The organism is Bartonella sp. CM120XJJH (assembly GCF_042194715.1).
Lineage (GTDB): Bacteria > Pseudomonadota > Alphaproteobacteria > Rhizobiales > Rhizobiaceae > Bartonella.
The window spans coordinates 1-19,945 of record NZ_JBHINE010000026.1 but is presented as its reverse complement, the minus strand read 5'-3'; the positions used below and the strand labels follow the sequence as shown (position 1 = coordinate 19,945).

Annotated in this window: 17 protein-coding genes and 1 pseudogene; 9 read left to right on the top strand and 9 right to left on the bottom strand. The window is 35.2% G+C overall.

From position 1 onward, the window contains the following. Positions 1 to 811 precede the first annotated feature (811 nt). Both ACFIKU_RS08565 and ACFIKU_RS08560 read left to right on the top strand, forming a co-directional pair. Complete coding sequence (locus ACFIKU_RS08565) at positions 812 to 1,150, top strand: type II toxin-antitoxin system RelE/ParE family toxin (protein WP_375657247.1); 339 nt, start codon at positions 812 to 814, stop codon at positions 1,148 to 1,150. Positions 1,151 to 1,162: 12 nt separating this feature from the next. Continuing rightward, positions 1,163 to 1,498 carry a helix-turn-helix domain-containing protein gene (locus ACFIKU_RS08560; protein ID WP_273724089.1) on the top strand — a complete coding sequence of 112 codons (336 nt, stop codon included), beginning with the start codon at positions 1,163 to 1,165 and terminating at the stop codon, positions 1,496 to 1,498. 369 nt (positions 1,499 to 1,867) lie between these two features. Here the strand turns inward: ACFIKU_RS08560 and ACFIKU_RS08555 are convergent, their stop codons facing one another. Continuing rightward, entirely contained in the window at positions 1,868 to 2,230 is a 363-nt protein-coding gene (locus tag ACFIKU_RS08555) for a hypothetical protein (RefSeq protein ID WP_375642570.1), read from the bottom strand. Positions 2,231 to 2,519: 289 nt separating this feature from the next. Next, on the bottom strand, positions 2,520 to 4,058 hold the full coding sequence (gene hutH, locus ACFIKU_RS08550; RefSeq protein WP_375657246.1) for a histidine ammonia-lyase: 1,539 nt from the start codon (positions 4,056 to 4,058) through the stop codon (positions 2,520 to 2,522). A gap of 347 nt (positions 4,059 to 4,405) precedes the next feature. On the opposite strand from hutH, the gene ACFIKU_RS08545 reads away from it, so the two are divergent. Next, positions 4,406 to 4,531: a hypothetical protein gene (locus ACFIKU_RS08545; protein ID WP_375642568.1), complete on the top strand. Its 126-nt coding sequence runs from the start codon at positions 4,406 to 4,408 to the stop codon at positions 4,529 to 4,531. Positions 4,532 to 5,377: 846 nt separating this feature from the next. Here ACFIKU_RS08545 and ACFIKU_RS08540 read toward each other — a convergent pair. Next, positions 5,378 to 6,154, bottom strand: a complete 777-nt coding sequence (locus ACFIKU_RS08540) for a class I SAM-dependent methyltransferase (RefSeq protein ID WP_375657245.1) — start codon at positions 6,152 to 6,154, stop codon at positions 5,378 to 5,380. 426 nt (positions 6,155 to 6,580) lie between these two features. On the opposite strand from ACFIKU_RS08540, the gene ACFIKU_RS08535 reads away from it, so the two are divergent. The 4 genes from ACFIKU_RS08535 to parE all read left to right on the top strand — a co-directional run bounded on the left by ACFIKU_RS08535 (position 6,581) and on the right by parE (position 11,073). After that, positions 6,581 to 7,213: a LemA family protein gene (locus ACFIKU_RS08535; protein ID WP_273724085.1), complete on the top strand. Its 633-nt coding sequence runs from the start codon at positions 6,581 to 6,583 to the stop codon at positions 7,211 to 7,213. Next, positions 7,213 to 8,064 carry a TPM domain-containing protein gene (locus ACFIKU_RS08530; RefSeq protein WP_375657244.1) on the top strand — a complete coding sequence of 284 codons (852 nt, stop codon included), beginning with the start codon at positions 7,213 to 7,215 and terminating at the stop codon, positions 8,062 to 8,064. Before ACFIKU_RS08535 ends, ACFIKU_RS08530 begins: the two co-directional genes overlap by 1 nt. 123 nt (positions 8,065 to 8,187) lie before the next feature. Next, positions 8,188 to 8,925, top strand: a complete 738-nt coding sequence (gene lipB / locus ACFIKU_RS08525; RefSeq protein WP_375642566.1) for a lipoyl(octanoyl) transferase LipB — start codon at positions 8,188 to 8,190, stop codon at positions 8,923 to 8,925. Positions 8,926 to 9,006: 81 nt separating this feature from the next. Further along, positions 9,007 to 11,073, top strand: coding sequence for a DNA topoisomerase IV subunit B (gene parE / locus ACFIKU_RS08520; protein WP_375642565.1), 2,067 nt, complete (start codon positions 9,007 to 9,009; stop codon positions 11,071 to 11,073). Positions 11,074 to 11,090: 17 nt separating this feature from the next. On the opposite strand, the gene recJ is transcribed toward parE, so the two are convergent. Next, on the bottom strand, positions 11,091 to 12,875 hold the full coding sequence (recJ, locus tag ACFIKU_RS08515; protein WP_375657243.1) for a single-stranded-DNA-specific exonuclease RecJ: 1,785 nt from the start codon (positions 12,873 to 12,875) through the stop codon (positions 11,091 to 11,093). Between the two features lie 296 nt (positions 12,876 to 13,171). Between recJ and rplM the strand changes: the two genes are divergently transcribed. Beyond that, positions 13,172 to 13,636, top strand: coding sequence for a 50S ribosomal protein L13 (gene rplM / locus ACFIKU_RS08510; protein ID WP_375642563.1), 465 nt, complete (start codon positions 13,172 to 13,174; stop codon positions 13,634 to 13,636). Positions 13,637 to 13,638: 2 nt separating this feature from the next. After that, a complete protein-coding gene (rpsI, locus tag ACFIKU_RS08505; RefSeq protein WP_015856545.1) occupies positions 13,639 to 14,124 on the top strand; it encodes a 30S ribosomal protein S9 in 486 nt (161 codons plus the stop codon). A 305-nt stretch (positions 14,125 to 14,429) separates the two neighbouring features. On the opposite strand, the gene ACFIKU_RS08500 is transcribed toward rpsI, so the two are convergent. The 5 genes and pseudogenes from ACFIKU_RS08500 to ACFIKU_RS08480 all read right to left on the bottom strand — a co-directional run bounded on the left by ACFIKU_RS08500 (position 14,430) and on the right by ACFIKU_RS08480 (position 18,978). Then, on the bottom strand, positions 14,430 to 14,795 hold the full coding sequence (locus tag ACFIKU_RS08500; RefSeq protein ID WP_273724078.1) for a response regulator: 366 nt from the start codon (positions 14,793 to 14,795) through the stop codon (positions 14,430 to 14,432). Positions 14,796 to 15,319: 524 nt separating this feature from the next. Beyond that, on the bottom strand, positions 15,320 to 15,682 hold the full coding sequence (locus ACFIKU_RS08495; RefSeq protein WP_375642562.1) for a hypothetical protein: 363 nt from the start codon (positions 15,680 to 15,682) through the stop codon (positions 15,320 to 15,322). A 715-nt stretch (positions 15,683 to 16,397) separates the two neighbouring features. Beyond that, a pseudogene (locus tag ACFIKU_RS08490) lies at positions 16,398 to 17,176 on the bottom strand (ABC-2 family transporter protein). Further along, entirely contained in the window at positions 17,160 to 17,984 is an 825-nt protein-coding gene (locus ACFIKU_RS08485) for an ABC-2 family transporter protein (RefSeq protein ID WP_375657242.1), read from the bottom strand. The pseudogene ACFIKU_RS08490 and the gene ACFIKU_RS08485 overlap by 17 nt, the downstream one beginning before the upstream one ends. Continuing rightward, entirely contained in the window at positions 17,959 to 18,978 is a 1,020-nt protein-coding gene (locus ACFIKU_RS08480) for an ATP-binding cassette domain-containing protein (RefSeq protein ID WP_375657241.1), read from the bottom strand. Before ACFIKU_RS08480 ends, ACFIKU_RS08485 begins: the two co-directional genes overlap by 26 nt. Positions 18,979 to 19,945 lie beyond the last annotated feature (967 nt).

The window sequence follows — 19,945 nt, the reverse complement described above, 5'->3', positions numbered from 1 at the left end:
TGACAGCAACGCCCAAGATCTTTGCTGATAGTGCTAAAAAACAAGCCCATGAAATGAATGGCATTTTAGCGTCTATGAATGATGAAGAGCTCTATGGAAAACAACTCCATCATTTAAAAGCGTTTCAAAATACTAAGCTCAAAATCGAGCTAAGTGAATTCAAATAACGCATTATCTAAAATCAAAACCTATCAAAACACTTGGGAGCTTTATCAATACAATCAAAAGCAAATGCATATTAAGTGAATATCTGTAATAAAACCCGTTTTTTACATTTACGAACGTTAGTTTTCAAAACAATCTTTCATAAGATAAAAGCAGCGGTTTTTAAAAATGTAAGGCTTTAAGATTTGCTCTGTTATTAAATCTATAGCCTAGGTTTACTCAAAAGAGAAAATGCTCTTAAGCAAATGAAAGAATAATAAGCTTATAAAACATTAATTTTAAAACGTTTAACCATTTACTTAGAGAGGTTTTCATAAGTATCTTTTCATTGTGCTCTCAAACGTAACGTCTTTGCAAATGAGTCGCTCTATATTTGGCTAGTAAAATTAACCAGCTCAAATTCGAGCCCGTTTCTTTAGAATAGAGTCTTCTTTAAACATTGTCGCTTTTGACTCAAAATTGAGTAAAATCCCATGCCTTTATGATGTTACAACGGTTTTGAACCTTAACTCCATTTTTTAAAGAACTACCCCAATATTTTTTATTCCCATTTTTATTAAGTTAATTTTATTAATAATAGTTATTAAAAAATCACAAAATTAAAATAACCACCTAAAAATATATCCATATGGATATATTAATGATCATGAGTAAAATAAAATATATCATATGGCTTGGTTCTTCACTCAAAGATATAAAAAGTCTTCCTGATCTTATTCAACAAAGGATTGGTTATGCTCTTTATCTTGCTCAGATAGGAGATAGAGGAGAAAATGTTAAGGTTCTCAAGGGGTTTGGATCTGCCAATGTTCTAGAAATTATTGAACGCGATATTCAAGGAACTTATCGCGCTGTTTATACGATACAATATAAAAAATCTCTTTATGTGTTGCATTGTTTTCAGAAAAAATCGACCCGTGGCATTGCAACACCAAAACCAGACATTAATCTGATCAAAGAATGTCTCAAGTTAGCAGAACAATAGAAGGGAATTAAAATGATCAATGTTTTTCACGGTAGTTCCAATGTTTATGCGGATCTTGGCTTTTCAGATTCTAGAGAGATGCTTATCAAAGCACAACTTGCTCATAAGATTAGTCAAATTCTTAAAGAAAAGAACTTAACACAAAAACAGGTTAGTCAACTTTTGAAAATGACTCAACCCAAATTGTCTAAACTCTTAAGTGGAGAATTTCGAGGAATTAGTGAAATGAAAATGCTTGAGTGTTTGCAAAATTGGAAAACGATATCAAGATTATTGTTAATCCAAAAGAAGTTAAAACGCTTGAAGGACATTTTGAAGTTGTTTTTTCTTCATGATTTGCTTTTATAGTCTATTCATACATAGCAATCTTATATAAAAATGGTCAAATGAATCATGCATAAAAGTGTGGATTCTTATAAAAAAATTGCACTCAACATATTGGTTTTATTGTTTTTTATATTATACTGAATACTTACACAACTCTGAAATATAAGCTTAAGTATTGAGGAAATATTTTCTTAAAACAAACCCGTGAATGCAAAAACACTGTTTTGCATGAAGGAACATATGCTCCCATTTATCATATTCAAGAGAAACATGCGTTAAACTTTCTATTAATACCGTATAAACTCTCTACATTTTTTAGCTTGTCACATCATCATAAATTGTATTCAACACCACATGCACTCATTTTTAAAATCAATTGATATAGCTTCATCAATGATAAAGTGAATCTCGCCAGTTTTCAAAAGTATGAGAAAGTGTATCTAAAACCCATCTTTTAAGGACTCCAACTGACTTAACGACAAGCTTTCCAATGAAAAAAAAATATACGGTAAAAATAGCATCTTTGACCGTTGGTCCGATGATAGCATTCTCCTTATCTCTGGGAGTTTTCCCCGAGATAGCAATAAAATCTTTGTTTTTCGCTGAAATAAAAGGCTCTTTTTCTTGGGCCACTATCATAATGAAAACATCCTCTGAAAAGCTACCTCTCCAAAAATTCGCGTAAGCCTCCACAATTTGCGAAAAACAAACAATAATTGTCATTAAAATACATAATAGACGATTTTTAGACATTTATTTTCCCTTTTCATGATTTAAAAGTATAAAAATTATAAACCATCTTTTAAAAAGAGAATTACTCAATAAAAATATCAATTTTAATGAGTAATAATAAATATAATACGCTCATTCATAAATTTATCTAAACTAGATTATATCATAAGATAAGCGCATTAAAGAGATAATCACGCATAAACACAATACATAACAGCCAATAAATGGAATATTCATCATCTCTCTAATTTTTGTATAAAGAAACCTCATAATTAGATCTCTCCTTCTCTTTTAAACTCAAAAATAAATATTATTTAGGTTCTAGTGAAGGAAAAATTGTTTCTGGTAAAACAGATAATAAGTGCCCTTCACGCACAAGTATATGTGCTTGATGAAGATCTGGAGCCAGATAACGATCTTCCTTAAGAGAAGCAACCTTTTTGCGTAAACATTTCATAACAGATTGCAAAAAAGTACTTGTTTTTAAAGGTGCACGATATTCAATTCCTTGTGCTGCAACAAGCGTTTCAATGCCAATAAGTGTAAAAAGATTTTCGCTCATTAGCAATAACCGACGAGCTCCATGGCAAGCCATTGAAACATGATCTTCTTGATTGGCTGAAGTTGGTGTTGAATCAACGGAAGCAGGATAGGCCATTTGCTTATTTTCAGACATTAAAGCTGCTGCTGTTACTTCAGCAATCATAAAACCTGAATTAAGACCCGCATTATGCGCTAAGAAAGCTGGAAGTCCATAAGAAACTGCTGGATCAACCATAAGAGCAATACGTCGTTGAGAAATAGATCCTATTTCACATAAAGCAAGAGCAATCTGATCAGCAGCAAATGCTACAGGTTCAGCATGAAAATTTCCACCTGATACAACTTCACCATTCCTTAAAATCAATGGATTATCTGTAACAGCATTTGCTTCAATAATCAGTGTTTTTGCTGCTGCTAGCAAAATATCAAAACATGCCCCCATGACCTGTGGCTGACAACGTATACAATAAGGATCTTGTACACGCTCATCACCCCGTAAATGTGCTGCACGAATTTCTGAATCCTCTACAAGCTTTTCTAATGTTTTCGATACAGCAATCTGCCCATAATGTCCTCGTAAAATATGGATATCAGGATGAAATGGTGCTGTTGATCCCATAATGGCATCTGTCGTCAAAGCCCCTGCCAGCAATCCACCACACAATGCCCGATAAGCCCGAAAAAGACCGGCAAGTGCAAGAGCTGTTGATGTTTGAGTTCCATTAATAAGAGCTAGACCTTCCTTTGCCTCTAAAATAACAGGGGACAATCCTGCTTTCTCTAATGCAACCGCTCCACTCATACGAATATTTTGAAAAAATGCTTCTCCTTCTCCCATCATAACAGCCGCCATGTGGGCAAGTGGAGCTAGATCACCTGAAGCACCAACAGACCCTTTTTCAGGGATGACAGGAATGACGCCCTTTGCAAGCATATTTTCCAGCAAATTTACCAATTCTAGACGAACCCCAGAAGCCCCTCTTCCTAAAGAGATAAGCTTTAAGCTCATTATCAAACGCACAATATTTTCAGCTAAAGGCTCTCCTACCCCACAACAGTGGGACAAAATAAGATTTCTCTGTAAAACAGTAACATCGTCCGCATTAATTTTAATGGAAGCCAACTTCCCAAAACCAGTATTAATACCGTACACAGGCTCACTTCCAGCAGCAATTTCAGCGATGCGCTGAGCCCCTTTTTCTATAGCTAAATGCGTGTCATTATGAAGTTTACTCACTTCACCATTAAAATAAATAGCTGCAAGTTCACTAAGCGTCACCTCGCTCGGTTTTAGTATAATAGTCATAATTTACTTTCTTTTTTAATCAAAGTATAATGTTTAGCATTATTGGTCCTTCTATAAAACAAAAAACTATAATGACTCTTTAAAACGAGAAGGCTTTCTTAAAGGCATTCCTTACAATGGAGTCATTATCCAAAAGTAGAATAGTTGACGATAAATGAAAATGAAATATTGAAAAGTACAACCAAAGTCATAGATTTAAAAAATAGATAAGGCATTAATTTATAATCATAATCTAGCATTATTCATATTAAATGAGAGAGTCAAATATCTTAAGATTCTCTCATCTCAAATCTGTATGTTGAATCAATCAAAACCATTCGCTTGCACGTTATAAGCGAGATTGATCTATGGATAAAGCTGTACAAAAAGGACCGTCCCCCTCTTATGCACCGTCTCAAGTGTCAAAAGCTGTCGCAACATTGGGAGATGACAAAGTGTGTTATAGTGCAGGCTTATTCTTTTATGAAGCGTAAAGATGAGAGGAGCGCAATGGATATATCATTAAGCTATTCCTACTAAACTTATAAAAATCTTAAATAGATAGCTGTCACAATCTATCATAATTGCAAAAATTAAGCTCTATAGAAAATTAAAAAACTTATTCAACGCATCACAACAGAGAAGAAATTGAGCTTATTTGCCACTTCTAAAATTGTATTTAAAACGCCAGATTGAACATTGAAAAGCACATCTTCAATAAAACCACATAAGACTCGACCTAACCCGTTATTTAAAATAGAAAATAAAAGAAGTTTTCTTATATCAAAAAATTTAATTAACATATTGTTTTTATATTATATCTTTTAAAAAGAGAAATGCTTCATATGACATATTTATATTTTACTTTTTTGTTATATTGAATCTGAATTTAGAGATAATTTCAAAATGAGTTGTTTTTAAAGGTTCTTCCAAGCCATTACCTTTTTTACGATAAATTTCTGATTATGATCATTTTTTGTACTTTTTCAGTTATTTTCGTCAAAATTTATTAAAAACACTCTCATTTAATAATAAAAAAATCATAAAAACAAAGAATTATCAAATATTTCTATTCAATCCACCTCTTCCCATTTTATAAAATAATCTGTTGTTAAACTGCAGTAAAGAAAGCGCCTCGATGCTATAATGCAGTGCATAAGTTTTCTATTTAAAACTCTTTCATATTAAGTGAACAATGAAACTCAGATGTAATAAGATGTTAATTTGAGTGCTGAAGAAAAAAACTGCCCCCCTCAAAATCTGCCTTAATAATGCGTTAATTTCCTGAATACCGCCCACTCTGATGCGCTAAAAGAACAAAAGCAATCATCGATATCAGATTATCCTGCATACATATAGAGCTCACTTCGATACAAAAGCTCCAAATTACCTTGTACTTCATATTTCTTTGTCAATGCAACCAATTGGCGTAAATATTCTTCCCCATAGCGGGCAATAGCGCGTTGCGCTTGCGTTGAAGAGCGGCTCATTCCAATAAAAGCTTCAGATGGGATCATCATCGTCCAATTGTGCGTATAGAAAAAAATCTTTTCCGGATCTACCCCAAAGCCATCGCTCATTTCCTGTAAAAAATCAAAATTACGATAATAACGAGAATAGTTCGGACTCATTTTCTCTAACAATGTCTCATAAGCCTCTAGAAATTCGCTATGCTTGAAATCGCGATTATTTTGAATAACCGCCATGACACCATTGACCCGAAGTTGATCTGAAACAGAACAAAGCAACTTAGGACGATCCATCCACTGAAACGCTTGTGCTGCAATGACAAGATCAACCTCGCCGATTTGAGGCAATAGGTCTTCGGCACGGCCCTGATACCACTGCACCGTAGGAAATTTTTTTCGCCCCTGCTTAATCATATCTGCCGATACATCGATAGCATGATATTGGTGCTCATTTCCTAAAAATTTAACAATTCCCTCTAATGCGATACCTGTCCCAGCCCCCACATCCACAATAGACAAATGCTTTTTGTTCTTAAACGGATGGAGCATAGTTTTAAATAAAGTGAGGGGATAGCGGGGACGATAACGATCATAATCATTAGCCAATCCATCAAACTTTTCACTTTGCCGTTGAACACTTTCTATCACAGGATTTTCCCCTCCTTCACAATTACTACCGTATATAATTAAAAAGCCCTTTTTTGTCCAATATATTAAGCATAACTTCTAAAGGAGGGAAAATAAGAACTTGCCCTTACCTTCTATCTTTCCATAAGATTGATGCTTACATTTTCCCCTTTTCCAATTGTTATCTACACGTTGTGAAACAACAAAAAATACTCCGAAAATAATATATTTTTCTGTAATAATAATTGATATGAATATTATTGATCTTTTATAAGATGACATCTATATTACCATTATTATTTTAATATCAGCAAATCACTTAAGCGTGCCTAAAATGCATAGAGATGTCGATTTATTGATAAATATGCCTGTTTATAAAATTCAAAATACTTTCCAGCAAGAAGATAAACCCTATATAATACATAAAATATCTGTGGAGACATCTTTATGTTAAATGTACAAACTTCTTCAATTTCAATGTTTAAAATATTAAAACAATTTTCAATCGTGATTTTTTTGGCATGGTTAGTGCCATTTTTAAGTGGGTGCGGATTTAATACAATACCAACAAATGAAGAAAAAGCACATGCAGCATGGAGTGAAGTGCTCAATCAATATCAACGTCGTACAGATCTCATCCCCAATCTTGTAGAAACAGTTAAAGCTTACGCTGCCCATGAACAAAGCGTTTTCACAAATGTAATTGAGGCACGTGCCAAAGCAACGCAAGTCAACATTAATGCAGATATGTTGAATAATCCGGAAGTTATGCAGCAATATCTCAAAAATCAAGCCAATTTATCAAGTGCACTTTCGCGGCTTATGGCTGTTGTTGAAAACTATCCGGATCTTAAAGCAAACCAGAACTTTCTTGCTCTTCAATCACAATTAGAAGGAACAGAAAACCGTATTTCCGTTGCGCGCCGCGATTATATTGAAACAGTACGTGCCTACAATACTGCACTCAAAACAATGCCGACGATGATTTGGGCAAAATTATGGTTTCGTGATGCAAAACCTATGCCTACTTTTACCATCGATACTGATAGCCAACAAACACCAAAGGTTAATTTTAATTAATGAAAATATGTCAACACTCTATAAAACGTCGTACTTTTCTACGTTTATGGGTCCCTTTGAGTATTCTATATTTGATCATTGTATTGGGGAATGTCACTTACGCACACACTAAATTTCCTCCCTTAACCGGCTATATCAACGATATGGCTCATTTACTTGATCATGCAACACAAAGAAATTTAACGGAAAAGCTCGCTACACTCGAAGAGAAAACAGGAGATCAAATTGTTCTTGTGACGCTCCCTACTCTTTCGGGCAATGATATAGAAACATACAGCAATTCTCTTTTTCGTACATGGAGATTAGGTCAAAAACAAATCAATAACGGCATATTAATCGTCATTGCACCAAATGAACGCAAAGCACGTATTGAGGTAGGCTACGGTCTGGAAGGACAACTAACAGATGCCATTTCCTCTGTCATTATTAATAGCTTCATGATTCCTAATTTTCGTGAAGGAAATTATCAAAAAGGAATTGTCGAATCCGTTCATGCAATTATCAAAGTGATCACACAAAGTGATGCTGATTTTTCTTTTCGAATCAATCAAAAAGCTAAAGCTGTTGAAGAACAACGTAAACAAGCTGAAAAAGAAGAAATGATTATAAATACAATCATGTTTCTCATTCTCTTTATAGTTATTGGTTTGCCTATTCTTGCAATGATTTTTGGTAAAAAAGTGGGTCCACAAAAGTACCTCTGGCTGGGTATCATCTTCACACCTTGGTTTTTAAACTTAAGTGCCGGTGGCAGATATCCTAGTGGAAGGTTCGGTGGTCCTCGAGGTGGAGGAGGATTTAGGGGTGGTGGTGGATCATCAGGTGGTGGCGGTGCAACAGGAAGATGGTAAAATGAGCATAACGATTTTTGTTTAATAAAATTCATTACACTTCTGATAAACTATCTCTTAGTCTTATTCTTTTTTATTTTTCTGATTACAATACAAACTCAAACATCAAGATAAATATTACCAATGACATTTGAATTGAAACATACGGATCGTAATCACTTATCACATCATTTTAATGCAATTCTAGGAAATCCACCCGTTGAATGGAAGATAAGTGATCATCTCGTTGAGTATCCTGAAGCTCTACGTTATATGCAAGAACGTGTAGAAAAAATTCTTGCAAAAACCGCACATGAACAAGTTTGGCTTCTTGAACATCCTTCCCTTTATACAGCGGGGACGAGTGCAAATAAAAAAGATCTTTTAGCGCCTAATTTATTCCCTGTTTATGAAGCAGGACGTGGAGGAGAATTCACATATCACGGTCCAGGGCAGCGTATTGCTTATATTATGCTTGATCTTAAACGCCGAAAACAAGACATTCGTGCTTTCATTAGTGCATTAGAAGAATGGATCATACAGATGCTTGCAAACTTTAATATTAAAGGCGAACGCAGAGAGGATCGTGTTGGTGTCTGGGTTAAACGGTCTCATTGCCCATCAACACAAAATGATCTTTCTTCCGAAGATAAAATTGCAGCTATTGGCATTCGAGTACGCAAATGGATAAGTTTTCATGGCGTTTCTATCAATGTTAATCCTAATTTAGCCCATTATTCAGGAATTGTTCCTTGTGGAATTACAAACCACGGTGTAACAAGCTTTCTTGATCTTGGTTGTCCTGTAACAATGCATGATATTGATATTGCTCTCAAACACGCTTTTGAACAAATTTTCGGTCCAACAATTGATGTTTCCTAAGTGCATTGATTTTTAAATAAAAAACAGGCATAAAATTATTTTAATAAATATTTTATTTTATGAGGTAGATAGTTAAACGCTATGAGCGATAACAAAAAGGATCTTTTTAGTATTTTAAATAAAGCCCAATCTCGGGTAAATACAAAAGAAAACACTCTGCAGTCTCCAATGAAATCAAAAGCGATGATTTCAAAAAAAAGCGCAAAAGATACGCAAGAAGATGACTATAATGCCCTCTCTATTCGAGTGCTTGAGGGTTTAGAGCCCGTACGTTTACGCCCTGGAATGTATATTGGTGGAACAGACAGTAAAGCGCTTCATCATTTATTTGCCGAAATTATTGATAACGCGATGGATGAAGCTGTTGCGGGTTATGCAGATTCCATTGAGGTTTCATTAGATAGGAACGGTTATATAACCGTTACAGATAATGGACGCGGTATACCTGTCGAAAATCATCCTCAAATGCCTGAGAAATCTACTCTTGAAGTTATTATGACACAACTCCACTCAGGGGGAAAATTTGATGGAAAGGCTTATCAAACTGCAGGTGGACTTCATGGAGTAGGAATTTCTGTCGTCAATGCTCTTTCTGATGATATGGAAGTTGAAGTTGCACGAGAACGAAAACTTTACCGACAATGTTTCTCACGCGGTATTCCTCAATCTGGATTGGAAGATCTGGGAGATGTTTATAATCGTCGTGGTACGCGCGTTCGTTTTCATCCTGATCGTGAAATTTTTGGTGAAAAAGCAGCTTTTGATCCAGAAAAAATCTATAAGATGACATGCTCCAAAGCCTATCTTTTTGGTGGTGTAAAAATTCGCTGGACTTGTGATCCTGTCATACTTGAAGGCACAAAAAATATTCCTGAAAAAGCTGTTTTTCATTTCCCCAATGGGCTTAAAGACTATTTACTCTCGTCACTAAAAGATGAATATCGAGTAACGTCAGAAATTTTTTCTGGCAAAACACAACAAAATAATGGTCATGGCTCCGTTGAATGGGCTATCGCTTGGCATGGTGGTGATTCTTGTGTGCAATCTTACTGCAATACGATTCCTACAGGAGAAGGCGGAACACACGAAATAGGATTACGTCAAGCTCTTTTGCGTGGATTAAAATCCTACGCTGAGTTAATAGGAAACAAGCGCGCAGCAATTATTACGTCTGACGATATTATGATTTCAACAGCCGCGATACTTTCAGTCTTTATTAGTAACCCTGAATTTGTTGGACAAACAAAAGATCGATTAGCAACCATTGAAGCACAGCGTATCGTTGAGAATGCAATCCGTGATCCTTTTGATCATTGGTTAGCAAATTCCCCGCAAGAAGCAACAAAACTTCTCGATTGGGTTATTGAACGTGCTGAAGAACGTGTTAAACGGCGCCACGATAGAGAAATAAGTCGAAAAACTGCTGTCCGTAAATTACGTCTGCCTGGTAAACTTGCAGATTGTAGCCAGAACCATGCTGTAGGTGCTGAACTATTCATTGTTGAAGGGGATTCTGCAGGAGGATCTGCTAAACAAGCAAGAAATAGAGCAAACCAAGCAATTTTACCTCTTCGTGGTAAAATCTTAAATGTCGCCAGTGCTGCACATGAAAAAATGAACTCTAGCCAAACAATTAGCGATCTTATCCTTGCTCTTGGATGTGGAACACGCTCCAAATATCGTGAAAAAGATCTCAGATATGAACGTATTATCATCATGACAGATGCTGATGTTGATGGTGCTCATATTGCGTCACTGCTCATTACCTTCTTCTTTCAAGAAATGCCTGACCTTATTCATCAGGGACATTTATATCTTGCCGTCCCTCCCCTTTATAGAATATCGCAAGGAGGAAAAGTTGCTTATGCTCGTGACGACATTCACAAGGATGAATTGCTCAAAACTGAATTTACTGGAAAAGCTAAAATCGAAATCGGGCGTTTTAAAGGGCTGGGTGAAATGCGCGCAGAACAACTTAAAGAAACGACTATGCATCCTCAAAAACGTACTTTGCTTCGTGTTTCTATTGATGCCGTGGAAATGCAAGAAACGAAAAAGACTGTAGAAAGTCTCATGGGAACAAAACCAGAAGCACGATTTCGTTTCATACAAGAAAATTCTACTTTTGCTTCTAATCTAGACATCTAATGTAAAAAATATCCCTTTCAAACCACTGCGGCTGCGTCAATTACGCGCAGTTGCGGATTGATCGTTCCATTCCAATAGTTCAAACTAAGATGACCAGCTAAATGAATTATTTCACCAATATTTTCAAAAAGAAAATCACCAAGCGATGTCCCTACAGCACGAAAAGCTATTCCTTGTAGTTTTTTTCCTTCAACATTAGATACAATGAGGCGAAGATGTCCTTTACCAACTTCAGATAGATTCACCAATCGATGAGAGGGAAGAACAAAAACAGGCGTTGCATTCCCTGTCCCAAATGGACCAGCTTTTTCAAGCAACTCAAACAGCGTTTCATTAACACCAGAAGCAGAAAGAGAACCATCTATACTAAGAGATTTTTTTGCACGCAACTCAGAAACCATTCCAGAGACTTTTTCTTCTAGCCATTTCCGAAAGATTTCAATTTTTGTTAATTGAATTGTAATTCCTGCTGCCATACTATGTCCCCCTCCTTTTTCTAATAAATTTAATGTAACAGCTTCACGAACGAGTGCCCCTAAATCTATACCGTTAATTGAGCGTCCCGACCCTACGCCATTTCCATCTTCTTTCAAAGCAATAGCAAAAACAGGACAAAAAAAACGCTCTTTGAGACGGGAAGCAAGAATACCCATAATTCCCGGATGCCATTCTTTATGAGAAATTACAAGTGACAATGGTATTTCTTGGTCTTGATAAAGAGAAGCAATGTAAGATTCCGCTTGTGCTAATTGAATGTTCTCCATTTCTTGGCGTTCGTAATTAAGCCGATCTAATTGCTCTGCTATTCTGTCCGCCTCATCTTTATTCTCGCAGCTAAGCAAACGTGCCCCCAAAGCTTGATCACCAATGCGCCCTCCTGCATTAATTCTAGGACCTAACAAAAAACCTAAATGAAAACTATTAAGCGGCTCCCCTATTCGTGCAACCTTTGTTAAAGCTGTCATTCCTAAATTATGCATAGAACGAGCAACTTGAAGCCCTTTTATCACAAAAGCACGGTTAACCCCGTGTAATGGAACGACATCACATATGGTGGCCAATGCAACAAGATCAAGCATACTTAAAAGATCAGGCAGCTTCCCTTGGAATTGTTTTTTCCGCAGCAAATGATGAACCCAAGCTAACGTAACGAAAACAACGCCCGCTGCACATAAATGCCCCTGTTTAGAAAAATCATCAGGGCGATTAGGATTGACAAGAGCAACGGCTTCTTGATGAATCTCTGACATTTGATGATGATCTAAAATCACAACATCAGCACCAGCAAGCCTTGCTGCTTTTACTGCATCTGGACTGTTTGCGCCACAATCAACAGTGATAATTAACCGAGCGCCTTCTTGCACAAGCATTCTCATCGCTTGTTCATTCGGACCATAGCCTTCAACAATACGATCAGGAATATAAATTTTGACTTCAATACCAAAATAACGAAAAAAACGCGCTATGAGTGCCGAAGAACAAGCACCATCAACATCATAATCACCAAAAACAGCAACCCGCTCTTGATTGAGAAGAGCCTTAACAATACGCTCTGCAGCACATTGCATATCCTTAAAACTTTCTGGATCAGGCATAAGCGTACGCAATGTTGGATTAATAAAAGCAACAGCCTCCGATTCATCCACATCTCTTGCTGAAAGTACCCGAGCTAACTGATCTGGAAACCCAAATTTTTGAGAAATAGCGCGCGCATTATTGATCCCTTGAACATCAAGGGCATCTAACCAAGCTTGACCACAAGCAGAAGATTCAACATTGAGAAAATAACGAGACCACTGCATTATTGCTTATCTTATAATGAAGAACAATAAAATACAATCATGCGTTCAAGATAAAATACTCTTTTGCAACATTCATTTTAAGTTTAAATGGCTCACAAACTCCTTTTCATGAGGTATTATAATACCTTTCTCATAACATATTGTTTTATAAAGTTTTTATTTTCTCTTGACGTCAATCAAAAGACATTATATCAGAGCAAGGTGTATGCGTTAAATATTTCGCTATGGTAACAATTTTCAACGCAAAACAGTAAAAATTCCCTTATATTAAAAGGGTTCTAATAAAGGATACTTCTATGGCAACTTTTTCACAAAAGCCAACTGAAGTGGTGAAAAAATGGGTTATTATTGACGCAGAAAACCTTGTTTTAGGTCGTCTTGCCACATTTGTTGCTAACCGCTTACGTGGCAAACATAAAGCTACATTTACTCCACATGTTGATGATGGTGACAACGTTATTGTCATTAATGCAGATAAAATAGCTCTCACTGGCAAAAAATATACGGATAAAAAATATTATTGGCATACCGGCTATATTGGTGGAATCAAACAACGTACAGCACGTCAACTTCTTGAGGGACGTTTTCCCGAGCGCGTTATTGAAAAAGCGGTAGAGCGCATGATTCCTCGTGGGCCTCTTGGTCGCCGTCAATTGAAGAATCTACGTGTTTACGCTGGAAGCCAACATCCACATGAAGCACAACAGCCTGAATCTCTTGACATTGGTGCTTTAAACCGCAAAAATAAAAGGATTGCTTGATTATGGCTGAAATTAATTCTCTTTCTGAGCTTAGCATAGTAACAAGTATTACAGAAACACATGAAAATGTTGTTCCTGTCCACGTGCAAAAGCTTGATTCACAAGGACGTGCTTACGCAACAGGAAAGCGTAAAGACGCTGTTGCACGCGTATGGATTAAACCAGGTTCTGGAAAAATCACGATCAACAATAAGGAATTTGACAAATATTTTGCTCGTCCTGTTCTTAGAATGATTCTTCGTCAACCAATTGTTGCAACAAACAGGGATACTCAGTTTGATATTATTGCAACCGTTGCAGGCGGTGGTCTTTCCGGACAAGCCGGTGCAGTGCGCCATGGCATTTCCAAAGCTCTAACCTATTACGAACCAGAACTTCGCTCAATCTTGAAAAAAGGTGGTTTTCTTACCCGTGATAGTCGTGTTGTTGAGCGTAAAAAATACGGTAAAGCAAAAGCACGTCGTTCTTTCCAATTCTCAAAGCGTTAATTTCAATTTTTGTACAACGCATAAAGCCTCGGACAAAAACGGGGCTTTTTTTAACTGCTAAAACAGACGTTTCGTAGAGACAAATTTATATCTGTTAGAAAAAACAAGAATGCAAAACAACCGATTCTCCTTAAACAAAAACTAAAAAAATAAATCAAAAAATTCAAAACTTCAGTCTCAATTTTTAAAAACTTGTATTTTTCTAATAGACGTATCCACGTGCTAAAGCACAAAAATATTTGCACGATAACTTTAGTAATCTTATAAGCTTTTCAATGTCTTTTTCTATCATTACTTAACAAGCTTCAGTCCAAGAAATGCTTTACCATTGTGATAAAATGCGGGACAGAAATAGGTTTTGACATATATTCTTCACATCCACTTGCACGAATTCGCTCCTCATCGCCTTTCATAGCAAAAGCTGTTACAGCAACAACGGGGATTGATCGAAGTTCTTCATCTTCTTTTAATTGTTTAATAACATCTATTCCAGAGACCTCCGGCAACTGGATATCCACAAGGATAAGAGATGGCATTGATGAACGCGCCAAATCTAATGCCATAAGACCATTACGCGTTTCAACGGTTTCATAACCACTCGCTTCTACAAGATCACGGAATAACTTCATATTAAGCTCATTATCTTCCACGATCATGACTTTTTTTGACATTTGTATAACTCCACCCTTCTCAGATAAAATAGAGAAATAGAAATGAATCCACATTCTCTTTGCTTAAGATAAAATGATAAAATGAATTGTAAACCACAAAGAGACTAAAAGCTTCCAATAAAAGCTTTTACGCAAATATTTGTAATACTCATCACTATGCTTTTTCATTTCATAAAAATGAAACCCACAAATAGTCGTAAGATTGTCATCCCCTGTATTTTTTGAGTTGATATACAAAGTTTATGGATATCTCAATTAACGCATTCGCATCATAAAAAAATATCAACCACAAACTTAGCTCAAATGTGTATTTTGAAGAGGGAAAAATTTAAGTAACCTTTAAAATAGCTGATTAGTTAAATTTAATGTGCCATATATTGCCATCTCCCACACAATATATTAAGGATAAACTTATCAATATCATTCAAAGTAAAATATAAATGAACCGTGATTAAATATCACGGTTTATTTATATGAAATATTCAACAATAAAATAATTCAAAGTTCATCAAGTACAATATCTTTTAATTCAAAGCCCATGCACTATGAGCAAAAGCGTCGAATGTTCTTCCACCTGTCGCCCTGCTAGGACTCGGTGGCTTTCTCGTAAAGAAATATACAAGATATGCGATTAAACCAAAAATCGCTGCCTCCATCCCCATTAAACCCGCGACCTTGTGGACATTTTTCTCAGCCCCTTGTTCTCCAAATTGGCTAATAATCATATCAACAGCTTTAATAACTCTATTTTCTTGTGTCATTACAGAAATGAAACCAGCATTTTGAAATCTGCCATTTAAAGAATTCGCATTGGCTCCTAAAATCTGTGAAAAGAAAATAGCTACTGCAACCACACATACTATACAATGCTTAAATATTTTCGTCATAACCACCTATTACAATGTTTAATAAAATAAATTTTCTTTACCGCCCCCTCTAAATAGAAAACATTACATCATCTATCGATAAATTATATTTATCTTCTATTCATAAAAAATATAATACAAAATATAATTAATAATTTTATTTTAATTATTGTTTTTATATTATATTACATTTACAATATATCCGTTACATGTTTATTTTAAGCTTGTCAATTGTTTTATTTGTGTTTTTATACTACATAATTTAAAGGTGAAAATATACTAAAATAAAGTTATTTTATTGTTTTTATTATAATTTTAAGCTTTATTATCATAAATACTATTAGATATTATATTACAAAAATATCATAGTGTTGTTTTTTAGTTACACGTAGTGTTTTTTTATTTTTTACAATATAGCAATATAGCTATTTTTAAATTTTACAGAAAACAAAAATATATATTATTGAAATATTCTGATAAAATTATTTTGCATTATTATAGATTGAGAAGAAATAGCTGCCCCAGCAAAAAAAATAGCGTAAACCCCAACTTAGCTCTTTGATTGAAAAAGCTAAGTTAAGTAAGCTAAGGAATAATTTTGGTGAACGCGCCAAATCTAATGCCATAAAGACATTACACATTTCAACGATTGCACAGCCATTCGTTTCTACAAAAACGCGGAATAACTTTAATAAAGTTCATTATCTTCCACGAAGATAACTTTCTGACTTTTATATTATCCCCCTAATCCATTAAATTTACGAATTGTTTTCTTATAACTTATGAAAGTCATGGCAATAAAAAGAAAAGCGCTCAACAGAAGATATCCAATATTCCATTCACCTTTACCAAATAACAGTGAAACGGGCAAAGAAGCAGAAAAAGCCATGGGAAGCATAAACATAAGCCATTTTACGATGCTTAAAGGATAAATGCCTATTGGTACAAATGACAGCTCAAAAATCATTTCATGAAAATATTCGACAGGCATCTTACGGCTAATAATAAATGTTACAAAATTAAACATCATGAAAAAACAAATATTGACGATAAAAACACAAAATATCGCAACAATAAAAGAGATCCATCCTAGCTTAAGATCGGATATATTCGGTAATGATATAAACAAATAGGCACTAACATAAAGAACAAAGAGCTTGATCAGATTAAGTGGTTTACACCAACCAAACAACATCAACAACCAGATTGAAACAGGCTTTATAAAGTATGGCTCAATTTTACCATCCGCTACTTTTTCAAAAAATGTTTCAATAGAATTAGTAAAAATATTCCAAGTAAAACAAAGACAACAAAGATAAAATGAATTTCATCTCTGCTATAGTTACCGATCTTTCCTGAAAAAGAGGATATTCTATCAATAAATATGAATTGAATAAAATAATAGCATAGAGAAAGAATAAACTCCCCAGCCAAATTCTTACCGTAAACAATCTGTCGGCGGATATTCAGGCTGATAAAATGAAGAATTATTTTCATCTCAACCACCCGCTCCATTATATGCTTTCATTCCTTTATTCCAAGCAATATAAATTAAGAATAAAAGACACAAAATATAAGTAAAACTTCCGAAAATAAACTGCTGAAACAACGCTAAATTTTGCGTCGCAAAAAACTCGGCAGGAGCTGATATCATGAAACGATAAGGATTAGATTGCATGAGCCCAATAAGCCACACCGGCCAAAAAGATGGTGGTAAAAGAACACCTCCAAGAAGCGCTGAACTGAGAATACTGAAAGAGAGTAATATATTGTACTCAATCACCCAAAAGCTTAATAAGGCAATTCCAAAAGAGAGTAAAAAACAAAGCAATTGTGATAGAATAACAATGAGAAAAAAGAATAGAAAAGCGATGACCAATCCCAGAATATTTTCATAGGATGAGACAAGTTTAACAACAAAAAGAGCCATTAACGGAACGCTATATAATACACTCTCCCCTAAAAAAGTAAAAAGCATTTGTGTCATATAACTGAAGGGCTTTGTAAGATATACTTCTAATTGACCTTCTTTAACATGATGAGAGAAAAACTTAATCACATTATAACCATTATTTAAGCGTCCCAAGACTAAAGCAAAAGCATAATAATACATCATATCATGAAAGCTAAAGCCATTTATGGTGTTGCCCATATCAGAGAAAAGTGCATTCCATAATAGAAGTTGAATAACAAATGGCGAAAGTGTTCCAATGATAATGTCGGTAAAAAACATTGCTCTATCACTTAGAACAGTGAGTAATCCATTCTTGGCAAAAAGAAACATGCCAAAGCAGTGGTTAGGTAAATTCTTTAAATTTAACACGGAGCATCTCTTCAAGCGAGGGAGTGGATACAGAGAACGTACAGTTCAGTTCGGTTGTAATTTCGCGTACAAAACGCGCAAAATCCTCACGAGGCAGCGAAATTTCCAGCGAACATTCTTTAGCGTTAAAGTGCTTATCCTTTAAAGGAGTAGATAATTGCAACGCAATCTCATCAATTTTTTCTACAACAGTTGAAGGTGCAGCCAAGTGTTCACAAAAAAGTGTTATTCTCACCAAAGAAGGAATGACATTTTTAAGCGCCTGAAGATGGCCATGAAACTGTTTTTTTCCCTTATGCAAGAGAATAATATCATCGACGTATCCATCAATATCTCCCATATCATGACTCGTGATGACATACCCAGTGCCGCGCTCCTTTTTCAGTTTTTTAAGAAGCTCCCTGATTTCATGCTTAGATGTAATATCAAGACCAATACTTGGCTCATCGAGGAACAACAGTTTAGGTCTAAAGGAGAGATTAAATGCCAATTCACTTTTCACTCTCTCACCCAGACTGAGCATCCGCACTGGCTTATCCATAATATGCTCAAGACCCAGCAACTCTATAATCTCTTTAAGATCACGGGTAAAAGAAGCGCGTTCAAGACCATATAATGGTTGAACTATATCCAGACTGTAGCGTAAGGGTAAATCCCACCACAAACAATTCTTGTGACCAAAGACCACACCCAAAGACTTGAATAGATCTTTCTTTGCTTTATAAGGATCAACACCAAGGACTTTAATACATCCCTCATCAGCATGTTGTATACCAGAAAGTATTTTAATCAGTGTCGATTTACCCGCTCCGTTAGAACCAAGAATTGCTAATGATTGCCCTGAACAGAGGGTGAAGCTCATATCTTTTAACACATGATGATTTGTATAAACCGGCTTGAAAAGAGAAACCACCTTGTTTTTAAAACCAATTCCTCTGTCAATGTTGCGATATATTTTTGAGACGTTATTAACGTCAATCAATAATGATCCCATCCGTCACTCCTAACTTCAACTTATCCCCCCTTTGAATGTTCCCATAATAACTATCTGTTTTTTCACTCGAAAAAACAAAAGTGTTCAAGCCCTCCTTAGAGCAATAAAACGCACCTGATGTTTTATCTCCAATTTTTTGTATAGATATTTTTCAATGTGATGAGTTCACTTCAATGAAGCATTAAGATACTAAAAACTTATTTCTTCTTTTATAAAAGATAATCTTTTGAATAAACTAAGTAAGTAGAAAAATAATTGCTCATTGAAAGGAGAACTTTGCTCATAAACCTTCATTGTACAAGCAAAGATACAAAGCATAAATCTACAACTCTAAGCCTATCAAACCACACTGATAACAGAACAAACTTCCTTGACAACAGGAATTCTTTGAGAGTCCACTTTTCCTCAGCATTACTATAAAATGCCTCAATTATCCCTCATGAAAAAATTAAAACCGCCTTCACTATTTTAGTAAATATCCTTCAGATTTTATCTAACTCATCTCCCTCAACAGACATGCCTCCCCAATATATGACCTCTGTAGATAATTCAAAGGAGCAGCTTCATCAACTCAGATTATTAAACAATACACCGTATCCAAAAATAATAATACAATCAATATGGATAAAGAGCTGTAGAAAGAAAACTTACAATATTCGAAAATTTCATCACTCAAAAACACAGTTTTCTTATAGCGATTGACTTATCAAAAACTTTCTTCAAATGATGCCTTATTCATCTTATAAAATTTATAGACAAAATTTGTATCAATCAAAAAGAACAAATGAAGTTTCTTTACTCTGTTTCAGCATCACAACACTACTTATTTGTCTAATAAGTTACTGTATTTATATATCTTTTTTAAAGTACGGGATACGTGGATAAAAGTTAGGGAATAGGATTTTCTAACATTTCTCTATAAAGCACGCTTCGCACAATGTTTCTAATGTTTCTTTGAAGTCTGCTA